This is a genomic window from Rosenbergiella metrosideri, assembly GCF_022602565.1.
Lineage (GTDB): Bacteria > Pseudomonadota > Gammaproteobacteria > Enterobacterales > Enterobacteriaceae > Rosenbergiella > Rosenbergiella metrosideri.
On record NZ_JALBCV010000049.1, the window covers coordinates 1 to 625 of the forward strand.

A 625-nucleotide genomic window follows, 5' to 3' on the forward strand; every position below is an offset into this window, starting at 1 on the left:
CGCTTAAAGCGGTTTTTTTATGTCAGTAGGAGAGGGATATGACACCAAATATTAATTACAAATACTCAGTTTTCCGTGAAGACGCTATGGAGTACCTGCTAAAAAACGTAGAGCAATTCCCGAAAGAAGTGCCGGGGAAAATATCTATCTCGATATTCCAAGGCTGGCGATGGGTCGAGTCACTGGAAGGTGAGATTATCTTTGCAGATTGTATATCGCCTTGCATCACCGCTAAGGATTTGCAGGAACGCCGCGAGCAGACAGTTGAACTATGGGGATGCCTTAAATGATGAATTACCAAGAGATGAGTGACCGGAGTATTGACATTGCAGTATTCCAAGCAATATTCGGTAAGGATGTTTTTACCAAGGACGCTGATTTGCGTCGAGCATGGGAGCGCGGGATAAGCTACTGCAACTCATGGGCTAATGCAGGGAAGATAGCTCAAGAACATAAGATAAGTATTCACGCGCCACGGTTTGGTGAAGGTTGGATGGCCGAACATACTGAGTCAGATGAAGACGTTAATGACGGATTTGAGATTGAATATCTCGAACACCACCATCAGAACCCGCTCCGAGCTATCTGCATTGTATTCCTCATGATGAAAGGCGGTGAGTGATGA

Annotated in this window: 2 protein-coding genes; both read left to right on the forward strand. The window is 45.1% G+C overall.

The window, feature by feature from the left end; translation table 11 throughout:
* The first annotated feature begins 38 nt into the window (after positions 1-38).
* Positions 39-290, forward strand: coding sequence for a hypothetical protein (locus tag MKR94_RS16415; protein ID WP_241647883.1), 252 nt, complete (start codon positions 39-41; stop codon positions 288-290).
* Complete coding sequence (locus MKR94_RS16420; protein WP_241647884.1) at positions 287-622, forward strand: phage protein NinX family protein; 336 nt, start codon at positions 287-289, stop codon at positions 620-622. The genes MKR94_RS16415 and MKR94_RS16420 overlap by 4 nt, the downstream gene beginning before the upstream one ends.
* Positions 623-625 lie beyond the last annotated feature (3 nt).